The organism is Shewanella sp. Scap07 (genome assembly GCF_013394145.1).
Lineage (GTDB): Bacteria > Pseudomonadota > Gammaproteobacteria > Enterobacterales > Shewanellaceae > Shewanella > Shewanella waksmanii.
Map to the genome: position 1 here is coordinate 2,084,599 of NZ_CP041329.1, position 16,333 is coordinate 2,100,931.

15 protein-coding genes are annotated in these 16,333 nt (G+C 45.8%); 13 read left to right on the forward strand and 2 right to left on the reverse strand.

All coding sequences use genetic code 11. The features are described from left to right. Nucleotides 1-111 precede the first annotated feature (111 nt). Nucleotides 112-612: a glycine cleavage system protein R gene (locus tag FLM48_RS09105; RefSeq protein ID WP_028772958.1), complete on the reverse strand. Its 501-nt coding sequence runs from the start codon at nucleotides 610-612 to the stop codon at nucleotides 112-114. Between the two features lie 177 nt (nucleotides 613-789). Between FLM48_RS09105 and FLM48_RS09110 the strand changes: the two genes are divergently transcribed. The 5 genes from FLM48_RS09110 (at nucleotide 790) to FLM48_RS09130 (ending at nucleotide 6,943) form a co-directional block, all read left to right on the forward strand. Next, nucleotides 790-3,048 (forward strand): ABC transporter permease subunit, encoded by a 2,259-nt coding sequence (locus FLM48_RS09110; RefSeq protein WP_028772957.1) that lies wholly within the window; start codon nucleotides 790-792, stop codon nucleotides 3,046-3,048. A 59-nt stretch (nucleotides 3,049-3,107) separates the two neighbouring features. Next, entirely contained in the window at nucleotides 3,108-4,760 is a 1,653-nt protein-coding gene (gene pstA / locus FLM48_RS09115) for a phosphate ABC transporter permease PstA (RefSeq protein WP_179024419.1), read from the forward strand. 79 nt (nucleotides 4,761-4,839) lie between these two features. Beyond that, on the forward strand, nucleotides 4,840-5,658 hold the full coding sequence (gene pstB, locus FLM48_RS09120; RefSeq protein ID WP_028772955.1) for a phosphate ABC transporter ATP-binding protein PstB: 819 nt from the start codon (nucleotides 4,840-4,842) through the stop codon (nucleotides 5,656-5,658). A 53-nt stretch (nucleotides 5,659-5,711) separates the two neighbouring features. Beyond that, on the forward strand, nucleotides 5,712-6,413 hold the full coding sequence (gene phoU / locus FLM48_RS09125; RefSeq protein ID WP_028772954.1) for a phosphate signaling complex protein PhoU: 702 nt from the start codon (nucleotides 5,712-5,714) through the stop codon (nucleotides 6,411-6,413). 167 nt (nucleotides 6,414-6,580) lie between these two features. After that, complete coding sequence (locus tag FLM48_RS09130; RefSeq protein WP_028772953.1) at nucleotides 6,581-6,943, forward strand: YajD family HNH nuclease; 363 nt, start codon at nucleotides 6,581-6,583, stop codon at nucleotides 6,941-6,943. Between the two features lie 137 nt (nucleotides 6,944-7,080). On the opposite strand, the gene FLM48_RS09135 is transcribed toward FLM48_RS09130, so the two are convergent. Next, complete coding sequence (locus FLM48_RS09135) at nucleotides 7,081-7,320, reverse strand: DUF1289 domain-containing protein (protein ID WP_028772952.1); 240 nt, start codon at nucleotides 7,318-7,320, stop codon at nucleotides 7,081-7,083. 220 nt (nucleotides 7,321-7,540) lie between these two features. Here FLM48_RS09135 and FLM48_RS09140 point away from each other — a divergent pair, with 220 nt between their 5' ends. The 8 genes from FLM48_RS09140 to FLM48_RS09175 all read left to right on the forward strand — a co-directional run bounded on the left by FLM48_RS09140 (nucleotide 7,541) and on the right by FLM48_RS09175 (nucleotide 16,311). Then, nucleotides 7,541-8,770 carry a chemotaxis protein gene (locus tag FLM48_RS09140; protein WP_372847458.1) on the forward strand — a complete coding sequence of 410 codons (1,230 nt, stop codon included), beginning with the start codon at nucleotides 7,541-7,543 and terminating at the stop codon, nucleotides 8,768-8,770. Further along, on the forward strand, nucleotides 8,767-10,086 hold the full coding sequence (locus FLM48_RS09145; protein WP_372847459.1) for a methyltransferase: 1,320 nt from the start codon (nucleotides 8,767-8,769) through the stop codon (nucleotides 10,084-10,086). Before FLM48_RS09140 ends, FLM48_RS09145 begins: the two co-directional genes overlap by 4 nt. A gap of 255 nt (nucleotides 10,087-10,341) precedes the next feature. Next, nucleotides 10,342-11,391, forward strand: a complete 1,050-nt coding sequence (locus FLM48_RS09150; protein ID WP_028772949.1) for a 3-oxoacyl-ACP synthase III — start codon at nucleotides 10,342-10,344, stop codon at nucleotides 11,389-11,391. A gap of 93 nt (nucleotides 11,392-11,484) precedes the next feature. Continuing rightward, on the forward strand, nucleotides 11,485-12,360 hold the full coding sequence (locus FLM48_RS09155) for an alpha/beta fold hydrolase (RefSeq protein WP_179024420.1): 876 nt from the start codon (nucleotides 11,485-11,487) through the stop codon (nucleotides 12,358-12,360). A gap of 55 nt (nucleotides 12,361-12,415) precedes the next feature. After that, nucleotides 12,416-14,107, forward strand: coding sequence for an olefin beta-lactone synthetase (oleC, locus tag FLM48_RS09160; protein ID WP_179024421.1), 1,692 nt, complete (start codon nucleotides 12,416-12,418; stop codon nucleotides 14,105-14,107). Nucleotides 14,108-14,109: 2 nt separating this feature from the next. Continuing rightward, nucleotides 14,110-15,207: a 2-alkyl-3-oxoalkanoate reductase gene (gene oleD, locus FLM48_RS09165; RefSeq protein ID WP_179024422.1), complete on the forward strand. Its 1,098-nt coding sequence runs from the start codon at nucleotides 14,110-14,112 to the stop codon at nucleotides 15,205-15,207. 131 nt (nucleotides 15,208-15,338) lie between these two features. Beyond that, on the forward strand, nucleotides 15,339-15,941 hold the full coding sequence (locus tag FLM48_RS09170; RefSeq protein WP_179024423.1) for a hypothetical protein: 603 nt from the start codon (nucleotides 15,339-15,341) through the stop codon (nucleotides 15,939-15,941). Nucleotides 15,942-16,110: 169 nt separating this feature from the next. Further along, nucleotides 16,111-16,311 (forward strand): hypothetical protein, encoded by a 201-nt coding sequence (locus FLM48_RS09175; protein WP_179024424.1) that lies wholly within the window; start codon nucleotides 16,111-16,113, stop codon nucleotides 16,309-16,311. The last annotated feature ends 22 nt before the right edge of the window (nucleotides 16,312-16,333 follow it).

Genomic DNA, 16,333 nt, shown 5'->3' on the forward strand with positions numbered 1-16,333 from the left:
GATTTAATCGATTAGCATTGGCTAGAAATAGGCAGAAAATGCAGGATATATTTGTTAATAAAAAAGGCCAGCTGTAAAGGCTGGCCCATGAGTCTCTGTAATGTGCAGGTATTAGCGTTCGAGCTTATCCAAAACCACGTCATCGCCAATAGTATAAAGCGCCTCTGTTAAGCGCTCATCGCTATCTTGCGCCGCTTGGCCGACAATAAATGTCGCCTTGAATAGCGCTACACCTGTGTGGCTTGCGCTTTCGTACTGGGTGCTAAAATGTTCAATGTTCATACCCGTAGCATTGATCTTATTGGAGATTTCATGCACTAAACCGGGGCGGTCATAGGCAACGACACTATAGCTAAGTTGTTGTGAAGGTTGGCTTTCTTGCCCAGTCTTTGCATACGTTAAACTTAGGCCTTCTATACACTCTAGGCTATCGACTAAGTTGTCCCAATTATTTGCCGGTACTTCAAGTAACAAAATGGCAGCAAAAATACCATTAATGTGACGCAGTTCAGAATCTAACCAATTACCGCCGTGACGACTGACTGCATGGGCTATTTGCTCGACTAAACCCGTTTTGTCGGCTACCTGCAAGGTTACTAAATATCGTAACATTTTGATAAAACTCCACTAATTAATAAAAAAGCTGACATTGCCCCACTGTAACACTAGTGTCATCTTTACGTCATATAATCCCACTCGTCTGAAATGGGTTACGAACACTATTGTTAGCATAGCGTTGTTCACAATCCCAGAAAAAAGTCTACTGAAACATAATAAACGAGGTTTTTAATGGAAGCTCAGGTATCTCAACCTGGTTCTACGGCAACAAACCTATTAATGGGTAAGGGCTCGAGTAGAAGGGCGATAAAAGATAGATTAACACAGGCAGGTGTAACCTTAGGTGGCACAATGGTTTTTGTGGCACTACTGCTGATTTTTTTCTATTTGCTTTATGTAGTAAAGCCAATATTTGACGGTGCAGAAATCGCGCCCGTAAGCCAAATTAGCCTCGATGAAACTAGTGCTCCGGCATTAATGGTCGGCGCAGATGAACAAAATGAAGTACTTTACCGTGTCGGCGAAGATGCCACGGTGAGCTTTTATCGCGCATCTAGCGGTAGCGAAATTGAAACCAATAAGCTTACCATTCCTGCCGATGCGAGCATTGTTAGTAGTGCGGTTTCTGTCCCGAGTGAGCAACGTTTTGCATTTGGCCTATCTAACGGTCAGCTCATCCTCGCAGGGATTGACTTTGGTGTTACCTATCCAAACAACCAGCGCCTTATCACGCCTAAGCTGCGCTTGCCTTTAGGTGAGCAACCTTTGCAGGTAGCACTTGATGGCGCGCCGCTAAATAACCTCGCGTTTGCTTATGCCAGTGACAAAATGTCATTTGCCTATCAAGGTGACGACCAAACATGGTATCTCACTCGTAAAGAGGGTGAAGAGAACATGATGACCGAAGAGGTCGAGTGGTACAGCTATCGCGGCATTATTGCCGATGCACCACAACGTGTTGATCAGCAGCTGATGACGCCAGATCAGCGTCAACTGATGTTAAGAGCAAACAACAAACTATTTGTCTATGACATTCGCGATGTAGAAGCCGTGCGCTTACTACAAGTGGTTGAACTTGAACGTAGCAAGGCCAAAGTGACTGATGTTACGCTACTCGCTGGCGCGAGTTCAGTGTTGGTGTCTTACGACAATGGTTTGGTGTTGCAGTATTTCCAAGTTAACGGTGATAAAGGTCGTCAGTACCAACAAATCCGTGAATTCAAAAATAAAACCGCTATCGCAGCTATGGCGAGTGAGTTTTATCGTAAAAGCTTCATCACCGTTAGTGAGCAAGGCGAACTGAACCTGCTATACACCACTAGCCAACGTAAGTTGCTCACTGAAACTTTTGATATCCAAAACCCAACGGCGCTAGGATTTACCCCACGTTCGAATGCGTTGGTGGTTGAAGCTAACAATAAGTTAAACCTATTTAGCGTTGATAACACTCACCCAGAAGTTTCCTGGAGTGCGATGTGGAGCAAAGTCTGGTACGAAGGTTACCCAGAGCCACAGTTTGTATGGCAGTCAACCTCAGGCTCAGATGATTTTGAAGCTAAGTTAAGTTTGACGCCTTTAGCGTTCGGTACCATGAAAGCGGCACTGTATGCGATGTTATTTGCAACGCCATTGGCGATTGCTGGTGCTATCTATACGGCTTACTTCATGTCACCAAAAGTGCGCGCCGTTGTTAAACCAACCATTGAAATCATGGAAGCCTTACCGACGGTTATTTTGGGTTTCTTAGCGGGTCTGTGGTTAGCGCCGCTGATTGAAGACAACTTGCCGGGCATACTGGTGCTATTACTGCTATTGCCACTGTCGATACTGACTACCGCGTTTGCGTGGCATAACTTGCCAGGTAAATGGAAACAGCGTTTACCTGAAGTCTATCAAGAGCTGATGTTACTGCCGGTGATTATCTTTGTAGGCTGGTTCTCATTCTACATTAGCCCAACCATCGAATTAGCCTTCTTTGGTGGCGACTCGCGTATGTTCATCACTAATGAGCTAGGAATTACATTCGATCAGCGTAATGCACTAGTGGTGGGTATTGCTATGGGCTTCGCGGTTATTCCTACCATATTCTCTATTGCTGAAGATGCGGTGTTCTCAGTACCCCGTCACCTATCAAACGGTAGTTTGGCTTTAGGTGCGACCAACTGGCAGACATTGACACGCGTTGTGCTACTTACCGCAAGTCCGGGTATTTTCTCAGCCGTAATGATGGGATTAGGCCGTGCTGTGGGTGAAACCATGATTGTACTAATGGCAACGGGTAACACCGCGATTATGGAGTGGAGCGTATTTGAAGGTATGCGTACCTTAGCGGCAAACATTGCCGTAGAGATGCCAGAGTCTGCTATTGGCAGCTCACACTATCGTGTGTTGTTCTTGGCCGCATTCGTGTTGTTTATCTTCACCTTCTTCTTTAACACCATTGCAGAAGTGGTCCGTCAGCGTCTTCGTGAACGCTACAGCTCACTGTAAGGGGAAATGGATGTTTAACGTAATTGTATTATCGCCTGAATCCGTAAGAGGTTGTTGCAATGGGTAAGTGGTTTAAATCAGGGTCTCCATGGATATGGATGACAGGTGGTGCTGTTAGCATCAGCTTGATCGCAGTATTAGGGCTATTGTTGCTTATTGCCTGGCGCGGCCTAAGTTACTTTTGGCCTGCAGAGATTTATCAATGGGAGCTAGTTGATCAGCAGGGACAAAAATCCACCATTATTGGTGAGATTTATGACCGTGAAGAAGTGCCTACTGAACGTTTAATCTCAGCGGGTCACAAGTTTAACGACCATCCGGGTGAAACCGTCACGCGTTATTTGATTAAAACCGGTAACCGTGAATTTGTTGGCCTAGATTTTCGTTGGGTGATGGAAACCGACATCGTGTCGCGTTCAACTCCTGAAGGGATTGCCAAAATGGAGCGCACCAAGAATGGTGACTTCTATGGCTACCCAGTAGCGATTATCGAAAATGGTAAGCGTCTTAACCCAGAAGATGTTGAAAGTGAGTTTGAAGCGCAAATCGAGCGAGCGGTAGAGCTCAGCGAAAAAGCGGTAGGACTACAAAAGCGTGAAATTGGCGCCATTAACCATAAGCTTGAACAACTGCGTTTAAAAGAACGTCGTTATGAGCTAGATAATGCCCTGACCGATAGCCGTAAGCTTGAGTTACAAACGCAGCGCGATACCTTACAAGCTGACTATCTGGTATTGGAAAAGCAGTTCTTTGACCTGCGTGCAGAAGCTGGCCGTGATGCGGTGATCATTAAAGATATGCGTGGCCAAGAGGTCACATTAAAACTTGATAGCATTTTAGGGGTGACTTACTCAAACCGTCTTAACGTGTTTGGTAAAGCAGCCCATTGGGTGAAAGGGGTAATTAACTTTGTCACTCATGATCCACGTGAAGCCAATACCGAGGGCGGGGTGTTCCCAGCTATCTTTGGTACAGTCTTTATGGTGATGCTGATGGCTGTCATCGTGACACCTTTTGGGGTTGTTGCCGCAATTTATCTACACGAATATGCCAAGAAAGGGCCGATAACTAAGATGATCCGTATCGCGGTGATTAACTTAGCCGGTGTACCGTCGATTGTTTACGGCGTATTTGGTCTGGGCTTCTTTGTGTATATGTTAGGTGGCTCAATTGACCAACTGTTTTACCCTGAAGCATTGCCTACGCCGACATTCGGCTCGCCAGGTGTTATTTGGTCGGCGCTAACCTTAGCCATTTTGACCTTGCCAGTGGTGATTGTATCGACCGAGGAAGGCTTAAGCCGTATTCCAAGCTCTGTGCGCCAAGGTAGTTTAGCCCTGGGCGCAACCAAAGCGGAAACCCTATGGCGCATTATTATCCCAATGGCAAGTCCAGCGATTATGACCGGTTTGATTCTGGCGGTTGCCCGTGCAGCAGGTGAAGTCGCGCCACTTATGTTAGTGGGTGTGGTTAAGTTGGCACCAACATTACCTATCGATATGAACTTCCCATTTGTGCATTTAGAAAGAAAATTCATGCACTTAGGTTTCCATATTTATGATGTTGGTTTCCAAAGCCCTAACGTTGAAGCAGCGCGTCCTTTGGTTTATGCCACATCGTTCTTACTGGTTTCTGTGATTGTGAGTTTGAATTTAACCGCAATTGCCGTACGTAACCATTTACGCGAAAAATACCGTTCGCTAGAACATTAATTTACAAGCAGATTTGAAAGCGTCCGCAAAGTGGTCGGGCGCTTTAAAAACAGTTATCCTGAAGTGATTAGGAATAGATATGATTTCGATAGATAAGTCGGTAATGAAAACAGACACTTTAGATTTGGACAACTTAAGTCCTGAGCAAACAGCCCTAGAGATCCGTAACCTAGATCTTAAGTATGGCGATAAGCAGGCATTGTTTGATGTCTCAATGAAAATACCAAAGAAGAAAGTTACCGCATTTATTGGTCCAAGTGGTTGTGGTAAATCTACATTACTGCGCTGCATCAACCGCATGAATGATTTAGTCGATAACTGCCATATTGGTGGTGAGATCATGCTGCATGGCCAAAATATTTACGACAAGAAAGTCGATGTAGCGTCACTACGTCGTAACGTAGGTATGGTATTCCAGCGTCCAAACCCGTTTCCTAAGTCTATTTATGAAAACGTGGTTTATGGCTTACGCTTACAAGGCATCAATAACCGCCGTGAATTGGATGAAGCTGCCGAGCGTTCACTGCGTGGCGCTGCCATTTGGGACGAAGTAAAAGATCGTCTACACGACAACGCATTTGGTTTATCTGGTGGTCAGCAGCAGCGTCTAGTGATTGCCCGTGCCATCGCCATTGAGCCAGAAGTATTACTGCTCGATGAGCCAACATCAGCACTGGATCCAATCTCTACTTTAACCATTGAAGAGTTGATCACCGAACTTAAATCTAAGTACACCGTGGTGATTGTTACACACAACATGCAACAAGCAGCACGTGTATCGGATCAAACTGCCTTTATGTATATGGGTGAGTTGATTGAATATGCCGATACCAACACCATCTTCACAACGCCAAAACAGCGTAAGACAGAAGATTACATTACCGGACGATATGGCTAATAGCTTTAGGTTAATAGTGCCAGTTTAAATTAAATACTTAAGGTTAAAACATAATGGAAAACATGAATTTAAATCGCCATATCTCAGGCCAATTTAATGCCGAGCTTGATGATATCCGTAATCGCGTATTAGCCATGGGCGGCCTAGTTGAAAACCAGTTGCAAGAAGCACTTAACGCACTGGTCTCTTTGGATGCTGAGTTAGCGCAGCGTGTGATAGAAGGCGATCACCGCGTCAACGGCATGGAAGTGTCGATTGATGAAGAATGCACCCGTATTATTGCTAAGCGCCAGCCGGCAGCCAGTGATTTACGAATGATTATTGCTATTTCAAAAACGATTGCTGACCTTGAGCGTATTGGTGATGCTTGCGTAAAAATAGCTAAAGCGGCACTCGATAAGCGCTTAAAGAACCAACAACCTTTGTTGGTCAGCATTGAAAATATGGGGCGCCATGCAACCCGCACATTGCACGATACCTTAGATGCGCTAGCGCGTATGGATGCCGAAGTGGCGATTGAACTGCACCGTGAAGACAAAAAGCTTGATAGTGAATATGAAGGGATTATTCGTCAGTTAATGACTTATATGATGGAAGATCCACGTTCAATCCCTGAAGTGCTTGACGTATTGTGGGCTGCTCGCGCGGTAGAGCGTGTGGGCGACCGTTGCCAGAACATTTGTGAGTACATTATTTACTACGTAAAAGGTAAAGATGTGCGTCATACCTCTTATGAAGAGATGAAAAATATCTAATCGGACTCGTTACGGTCACTTATCTAACTAAAAAAGCAGCGTTCACGCTGCTTTTTTAATGTAGTAACTACCCCCGCTAGGGTTTTTAAGTAATGTGGCCTAGCGCGCTTGAATCTATTGATAGCGGCGATTATTCTAATGGCATAATTACAGACCGAGTGTGCATCATGTCGAGCCAACCACAAAGCAAATTAGATCGTGTTTTAGCCCAAGCAAGAGAGTATAAAGCCAAACGTGAAACGGGTTACCGCGAGCAAGCGTTAAAACTCTACCCATGGATCTGCGGCCGCTGCACCCGCGAGTTCACCCATGCCAACCTAAGAGAACTCACCGTGCATCATGTGGACCATAACCACGACAACAACCCCTCTGACGGCTCAAATTGGGAACTATTGTGTTTATATTGCCACGACAACGAACACGCTAAATATGAAGAGTTGATTCAGTACGGTGACACCACAGAAACCAAAGTAGAAGCCGCCACATACAACCCATTTGCGGATTTGAAAGGCATGATGAATAAGAAGTGATGGCCTAGGTTAAGCTAAACCCAAGCGAGAATGTAATTTTAGCTGACACGCCTTGTCTATGCTAGCTTGAAGCCACATGCCGGAGGCTGATTTAGTAATGTGCGTAAATCCAGAGCTCGTAAAGCATTAGGAAGATGCTAATCAACAGGGCGATCGGCGATACGCGCTTCTGCTGCTAACCATTTCGCTCGGCTGATGATCTGCTTGTTATCAGTACCTTTAACATCTTGCTTGCGTGCGGCGGCTTGCTGGCAAATATGCTGTTTCCGTTCATCGCTTGCCGCAGACCAGCCGACAATTTCGTCAATATGTCGAAAGCAACCGACACAAAAATCATCATCGTTAAGGCCACATTTTGCTACGCAGGGTGATTGCATTTAACTATCTCAACATAAAAACAGGTCGCTATTTTATGTGAGCTGGTTCACATCTTCAATCTTGTTAAGCGCAATCTTCAATAAATGCTCACTTTAGCAGCAACAGAATAGGCTAAAAGCGATTTGTCGATATTGGTTGACTCACCGTTGCGGTGATAAACTTAAACGATTCATTGCTATTAAGCTCGCCTGTTGGTGAGGATGGCGTCACGAGGAATTTATGAAGTCAAATTGGCCCAGTCACATTAGGCCTGCAAGCCGTTGGCCCCGCAATTTATGGCGTAGCGCATTAGCGTTTACGTTTGGGGTGATGTTATCAGCGTGCTCTTTGTTAGAAGTCAAACTTGAAAGTGGTATTGAACCTTTACCGCAAGAGCAACTTAATATGCGGCTATTTAGTCGCGATTTTAGTCAGACGTTTTTTATCGGCGTCGAACATGCTGCTGATGACATTGCGCGACTGGCTAAAAATGATGAAGCAGCAAGCGGTGATATTAGTATCCGCTCTAATACCTTAATGTGGAAAATCAACGCTGAAGAGGCGCTCAGCCGCAGTATCTATCAAAGCTCGCCTGTCGCCGCGATGGTGGATACCTGGGCATTAACGGCGCAAATGAATGCGTTTTTTCGTGACGGAGCCGGTCAGCAATTATTTGGCGAACACCAAGGGATTGCCATTAAAGCGAGTGAGCAATTACAGCGTGATTTTGAGACCACAGTGCAAGGGTTTGTTTCCAAATCAGATTTTAACAAGCACCGCAAATTCATTAATCAGTATATAGCGAGTCAGCCGCTACCTGATATCAGTTTTGCGCGGCAAACGGCGTTTCAATCTTGGTTAAAGTACAACGAGATCAGTGAGTTTGAAGCGGTCACCACCTTTGGGACTCTACCTGAGGTGATGAGTGATATTTCAGATCGCATGGCAATGATATCTGAACAGATGCCGAAAATATTAGGCTGGAAAGCAGAGCTATATGCGTTGCATTCAAATATTAACTCTGAAGAAGTGCAGCGCACGCTAGCTAGCATTGCTGATACCTCAGCTAAATTTCAAGTGTTAATGGCGCAAAGCCCTGAGATGATGCAATCTTTAGCCGTTGATTTACGCCGTGAATTAACCCCTTTGCTCAATCAACTGAGCAGTGTAACCGATGATAAAATGGCGCAGCTGTCGAGCGAGCGTGAAGCGCTAACTATCATGGTTAAAAATGAGCGCTTAGCGATAGAAGAGATGATTGCTCGCGAGCGTATCGCCGCGGCCGCGGATTTAGAGCATATCTCACAAATGACCGTCGCCAAAGTGTTTGATGAGCTCGGCAAACTGTTACAAGATCTCATCCTTTATATCATTCTATTTATTATGGTGGTGGTGTTTGTGCCGCTATTTTTAGGCATTTGGCTTGGTAAGCGTATGCAGCAACGCAGCGATAGTGCAGCGCCACAATGACGGAATTAGCCGGTTCAAAACTAGTCGTGGATAGTGGAGTAGGTGCAAGCCATGACGCGGTATATATGGGGTTTGCTGAACAATTTGCGGCAATCGACAGCTTGCTATTGCAAACCAAAGCACTATGGCAGGTACAGGCGTTTAACTGCCAGCAACTGCCTTGGCAACATCAATATCCGCATTTGGCACAGACAGTATGGCAACTGCAAGATAGCGAGCTTGAAGCGCTAGACAGTTGCCCTGAAACCTTATTCGCCCGCTTACGTCCTGCACTGCAACAAGATTTGAAATCTGAGGCTGATAAGCTGTTATCGCTACTTGACCCCAAAGCTTTGGGCCTACAACTGCACAATCAAGTCGCTAATCATCAGAGCAGCACAATCTCAGCACTTTCGGCCGATGATCTGCCTCATTTTAGCGCTCATATTAAGGGGCGTAAGTGGCTACAAATTCAAGCTTTTGCTGCGGTGGTACCGCGCACCGAGTTGCCAATACTTGAGTGGTGTGCCGGTAAAGGGCATTTAGGCCGGTTACTAGCAAAGCAACATGATTGCCAAGTGACGAGCCTTGAATGGCAGGCATCGCTGTGCCAATCGGGACAAGTATTTGCTGACAAATGGCATTTACCACAACATTTCGTTTGCCAAGATGCCTTTGATGCGAGCGCTGTAAAACACGTTCAGGCTAAGCAAACCGCAGTTGCCTTGCATGCTTGTGGCGATCTGCATGTGCAGTTGCTTAAACAGGCTAGCCAGTCGGCGACGGAGCAAATCGCTATTTCGCCGTGTTGTTATCACTTAATCCGCGATAAACACTATCAACCTCTCAGTCAGTTAGGCCAGCAAAGCACACTGACGCTATCGCGTCACGATTTGCAGTTGCCACTGCAACAGAGTGTGATTGCCAGCGACAGTCAGCGGCAATTGCGGTTACAACAGGTCGCATGGCGTTTAGGTTTTGATAGTTTGCAGCGCTATCAACGTGATGTAGATGAGTATTTACCAGTACCCACCATGAAACAAAGTCAGCATAAAATGGGTTTTGAGCATTTTTGTCATTGGGCAGCGCAGCAAAAACAGCTCAAATTGACTAAGCCATGGTGTGCTGACTCGTTTTTGGCACAGGGTATACAACGGCAAAGATTAACGCGCCGAATTGATTTGGTGGCGCACCTGTTTCGTCATGTATTAGAGCGTTGGTTATTACTTGACCGGGTATGTTATCTGCAGGCACATGGTTACCGTGTCGAATTGTTTAATTTTTGTGATTTTACTGTCACCCCAAGAAATGCGCTTATTTTGGCCAAAAAACGTTGAAAAAAGCAGCTTGCGACTGAAATGCTCTCTAAGGTTATGTTTATTAATAGTTAAAATTAGCTATGATATTTGAATAACATTCGAAGTGTTGCAAAAACAGCGCCATACAATGTGCTCTATAAGTGAAAAATAGCCATTGATAGTGGTTTTTTATTGAATGATGCGTGTTTTCTTGTTCAAATGACGGGTTAACATTGAATAATAATATTTGTCGACGCTTAAACTGTCGATAAAGTGAGCGAAATATACTGTTTCATGAAATATTCCCGCGTTTATATAAATAGCCTAGCCTATGAGTTGGCACCGGAAGTGGTCTCAACGTCAGAGTTAGAGTCTAGACTTGCCCCTTTGTATCAGAAGTTTCGTATCCCAATGGGGCAGTTAGCTGCACTGACGGGTATTGACGAGCGTCGTTGGTGGCCAAAAGGGCATCGTTTGTCAGACGGTGCGCTTGTTGCTGCTAACAAAGCCATTGACGAAACCGGTATTCAAGTAAGTGATTTAGGTGCGGTGGTTTATACCGGCGTATGCCGCGATCAACACGAACCAGCTACCGCTTGCAGAATTGCAGCAGAACTCGGTGTTTCAAAAGATACGGCAATTTATGATATCAGTAATGCGTGCTTAGGTGTGCTGAGCGGTATTTTAGACATTGCCAACCGTATTGAGTTAGGGCAAATCAAAGCTGGGCTTGTGGTGTCGTGTGAATCAGCCAGACACATTGTTGATATCACCATCGACAACATGCTTGCTGAGCCTACGATGAAAAACTACGCACAGTCATTAGCGACCTTAACCGGCGGTTCTGGAGCTGTCGCGGTACTACTTACCGATGGCAGTGTTGATCTTAAGTCTGACAGACAGCATCAATTGTTAGGCGCCAGTCATTTATCGGCACCAGAGCATCACAACCTTTGTCAATGGGGGTTACAGGAAGCGGGCTTGCAGCTTTATCGCGAGTTTATGCGTACTGATGGCGTAGCGCTGCTTAAAGAAGGGGTTGAGCTTGCCAGACACACCTGGACCCACTTCTTAGACCAACGTGATTGGTTGGTAGAGCAGGTTGATAAAGTCATTTGTCATCAGGTGGGTGCATCTAATCGCAGACAAGTGCTTAATGCGCTTAATATTCCGCAAGAAAAAGAGTTCCCTACATACCAGTTGCTGGGCAATATGGGGACGGTGTCGTTACCCGTCACTGCCGCTATCGCTCATGATCAGGGCTTCTTGCAAAAGGGCGATCAAGTCAGCTTTCTTGGCATCGGCAGTGGATTGAACTGCATGATGTTAGGCATCAAGTGGTAGATTACGCCACGTACTAGCTGTATCGTCCCCAACAAAAATACCTGTGGCAGCCAAGTGTGCTGACCACAGGGCAGAGCAAATTTAGGACAAGTCATGTTAGACACGCTTTTTCCTTACCAGCGTCACTATTTAGATCTTAACGGCAATAAACTGCATTATGTCAACGAAGGCCAAGGCGAGCCGGTTGTCATGGTACACGGTAATCCTAGCTGGTCGTTTTACTACCGTAACGTAATTGAAACGCTTAAATCGACGCACCAATGCATAGTGCCAGATCATATTGGTTGTGGCTTGTCAGATAAACCCGGTGACGAAAGTTACGACTATACCTTGCCACAGCGTATTGACGACTTAGAAGCCTTACTCGATCAACTCAACATTAAGCAAAACATTACCTTAGTGGTCCATGATTGGGGCGGCATGATTGGTATGGGTTATGCGGCACGTTACCCTGATCGAATTAAAAAACTGGTTATTCTTAATACCGGTGCCTTTCATCTTCCTAAATCTAAACCATTCCCGTGGCCTTTGTGGATCTGCCGCAATACCTTTATTGGTACCGGATTAGTGCGCGGCTTTAATGCCTTTTCATCGATTGCGAGTTACGTTGGCGTAAAACGCAAACCTATGCCTAAAGATATTCGCCAAGCCTATGTCGCACCATTTAATTCATGGGAAAACCGCATCTCGACCCTGCGTTTTGTACAAGATATTCCGCTTAAACCAGGTGATAGAAACTACGACTTAGTGACCGAAATTAGCCAGTCATTGCCTAAATTTAGTCAGGTGCCAACATTAATTTGTTGGGGCCTACAAGATTTTGTGTTCGATAAACACTTTCTTGCACAGTGGAAACAAGAAATGCCTCACGCGCAAGTTCATGAGTTTGCTGACTGTGGTCACTACATTCTTGAAGATGCTAGCGAAGAAGTGGTGGGTCATATTAAGCAGTTTATGGCAACAAGCTAAACTGTCACCGTGGCAGTATAACTAAACGCTAACCTAACCATAAAGGCCGATGGCGATGACTCAATCAAGTAAGCACACGGCGAACTTATGTCGCCACTTGGTCGATGCGGCCAATCATTCCGCAGACAAACTAGCTGTGGCAGTGCAACAAGCAAATGGACTGCCTTGGCAGGCTAAAACCCTAAGCTATCAAGAAATAAACTTTGCCGAACTTAATCGTTTAAGCGACCGTATGGCCCATGCATTGTGCCAGCAGGGTATAAAGCCGGGTATGAAAGCGGTGCTTATGGTAACCCCAAGTGTCGACTTTTTTGCATTGACTTTTGCCCTGTTTAAAGCCGGCATCATTCCGATATTTGTTGACCCAGGTATGGGGATTCATAATCTCAAACAATGCTTTGAAGAAGCCAAGCCCGATGCGTTTATTGGCATACCTAAAGCGCACATTGCGCGTAAATTATTTGGTTGGGGGAAGACTAGCGTTAAGCACATCATTGGAGTGGGTGGCCCAAGTTGGCTTAGCGGTGGCCCTTCACTTGCTAGCTTGGTTGCTAAGGTTGACGCCGAGCAACCGTTTGCTATGCAGTGGTTAGCTGATGATGACATGTGTGCCATCTTGTTCACCAGTGGTAGCACAGGCACTCCAAAAGGGGTGGTGTATTCTCACAAAATGTTTGAGGCGCAAATCAGCGCACTTAGGGACGATTATCAGATCAAAGTGGGAGAGCGAGATCTAGCCACATTTCCGCTGTTCTCGTTATTTGGTCCGGCACTCGGGATGGCATCGATTGTGCCTGATATGGATGCTAGTAAACCCATCACTGCCAATCCCGATTATATCTTTGCGGCAATTGATAAATATCAATGTAGCAATATGTTTGTTAACCCAGCGCTGATTGAGCGTCTTGGTCTTGCGGGCACAACTGCAGAACCTGTACGTAAATTAAATAGTATTCAGCGTGTTATATCTGCTGGCGCGCCTGCTACTTTGCCTTCTATTGCCCGCTTTACCACTATGCTTAACCCCGGTGTGCAGGTACTTAACTCCTACGGAGCAACCGAGTCATTACCCATAAGCATGATGGGTAGCGATGCCTTATTAGATACCACGGCAATTACTGATAATGGCGGTGGAATTTGTGTGGGTCAGGCAATTAAGGGAGTGGATATCGCCATCATTGATATTGATGAACAACCCATTGCCCAGCTCGCCGATGCCAAGTTATTAGACACCCAGCAAGTTGGCGAGATAGTGGTGAGCGGCAATATGGTCAGCCAAAGCTATTATCACCGCGATAGTGCAACCTTACAGGCAAAAATGCGTGATGAAAACGGCAAGGTCTATCATCGCATGGGTGACCTAGGTTACTTAGATGCACAAGGGCAACTGTGGATGTGCGGCCGTAAAGCCCACAGAGTTGATGCCAGTGACGGCAAACGCTATTTTTCTATTCCAGCTGAGCGTATCTTTAATACCCACCCGCAAGTTAAACGCTCTGCGTTGGTGGGGATTGATGTCAACGGTGAACGAGTGCCATTGTTGTGTGTCGAGCTAGACAACAGCTTAGCGTGTTCGCAATCATCAGAGCTGTTTCATGCATTAACGCAGCTTGCCGAGGCGCATTCACAAACTCAAGGCATAGCGCGCTTTCTTATCCACCCGGATTTCCCCGTTGATATTCGTCACAATGCCAAGATATTTCGCGAAAAACTGGCAGTTTGGGCGCAAAAGACTCACAAGGAATAACCATGACAGCCACTACCCAATTTGACCCGCAGCAAGTATTTAGCGCTTTACACGGCGCTGAACAGCAAGCGCTGACGCAGTTGGCGGCCAAGGTCAAACATGCGTTTGTCACTGGAGCGGGTGGGTTTTTAGGAAAAGCGATCTGCACTCGACTGTTAGCTGCGGGTATTAAAGTGACCGGACTTGCACGCGGTAACTACCCAGAGCTGCAAGCTATGGGTGTCACTATGGTAACGGGTGATATTGCCGATAAAGCAACTGTGACTGATGCAATACAAGGATGTGATGTGGTATTTCATGTTGCATCTAAGGCTGGTGTATGGGGCAGTAAAGCGAGTTATTATTCCCCTAATGTTGATGGTGCAGCCAATATTATTAGCGCCGTTAAACAGCACAATATTACCAATTTAGTTTATACCAGTACGCCCAGTGTTACCTTTGCTGGCGTAGATGAAGCGGGCATTGACGAGTCTGCGCCCTATGCTAACCAGTATCTCAATTACTATGGTGAGTCTAAAGCCAAAGCAGAGCAGATGGTGCGCCAAGCCAACGGGGTCAGTGTTGCCAACGGCGAACGTTTACAAACGGTATCTATTCGGCCACATCTTATTTGGGGGCCACAAGATCCTCACTTGGTGCCACGTGTTATTGACCGCGCTCGTGCAGGCAAACTCAAGTTAGTGGGTAAACAAGACAAATTAGTCGACACCATTTTTGTTGAAAATGCGGCTTATGCGCATATTTTGGCGGCGCTCGCACAAACCCAAACCAATGCGGTTTGTGCCGGTAAAGCGTATTTTGTCAGTAACGATCAGCCTATTACGATGGCAAGCATGCTCAATAAAATTCTTGCTTGTGTGGATTTACCGCCGGTAACACAGCGGGTACCCGCCAATGTTGCCTATGCAGCCGGTTGTGTTTTAGAAGGTGTTTATTCATTGCTTAGAAAACAAGACGAGCCAATGATGACGCGCTTTGTGGCGCGGCAGTTATCTACCTGTCATTACTTTAATATCGATGCCATTAAGCAAGATTTAGGATACCAAGCGCTAATTTCTATCGATCAAGGCATGCAAAAGCTTGCCGAGAGTTTGCGCTAAACGGTGGCTAAAGCGTCCCAGCATCTTTAGTAAACGTTCTGTACCGAGAAATATATTTTCGCCTTAAATCAGTTGCTCGAATAACTAAGTGCTGGCAATTTAAGGGTTTTCTCGGTGGCAGGAAGCTCATAATGCAGTCTCAATTAACCCCTAGTTTCATCCCAAATAAATTATCTTCACCTCAATACACCGCTAAGCAGGTACGCTCAACGCGGGCTTTGCTAGCCTCAACTGTTTTGCTAATGGCTGGGTTATTTTCTGCTCCTGCAGTGATGGCCCAAACCGCGCCGCAAATCGCTAAATCTGCGCCCGCTGAAACACTCGTCACGCAAACCTCTGCAACTGATCGACTACAAGGTGCTTGGCGACTGCAACAAGGTAAGTACCTTGACGATAACGGCGTGTGGCAAGACTACGCCGCACTGCACCTGCAAGCCATCAAGGTGATAGCTGACGGATATTTTAGCTTTACCACGGTTAAGCAACCCCCGAGCAAATCTGGCATTGCTGCTGAGCTTGCCCCCACCGAATTTTGGGCAGCAGGTTCAGGCCAATATAAACTGACTGATACCCAATATACCGAATATCTTTCACTTAACTCTTTTGGCGCAAAGCATGGCCAAACGTTTTCATTTGAGTACACCTTAGAGCAGCTGGGCGATAAAACCTTAATGCATACTAAGCGTATTGAAAAAGGCCAACTTAAAGAAGTTGAGGTATGGCAAAAACTTTAAGGCGTCTTTTACTGGTCTGCTAAAGCGTTTATGTCAATGCCATAGATAGCACATTATTCAACGCTAAAATCACATAGGTAGCCTTATTGCTATACAGTTGTGTAGTTGCTAAAATCTCGATCGCTTAATAGTGCTATCGAGATTTTGTTGCTGCTGTAGAGGAAAATAGATGAAACTGCCTGAAGGTGTGACCCTGATTGATGACAAGTATCAAGTCACTATCCCTACTGGTGCTGGCACCAAGACCCGCCGCTATAAAAGCGCCATTGAAGCCTTTACCGCTAAACGTTGCGCCGAGGCCAAACTGCAAGCCAAGCTAAGTAAGCGGACTTGCAAAGTTACCGGCCAATTCGCGACTAGCTCATCATAAGAAAGTACGCTTTTTCATTTCA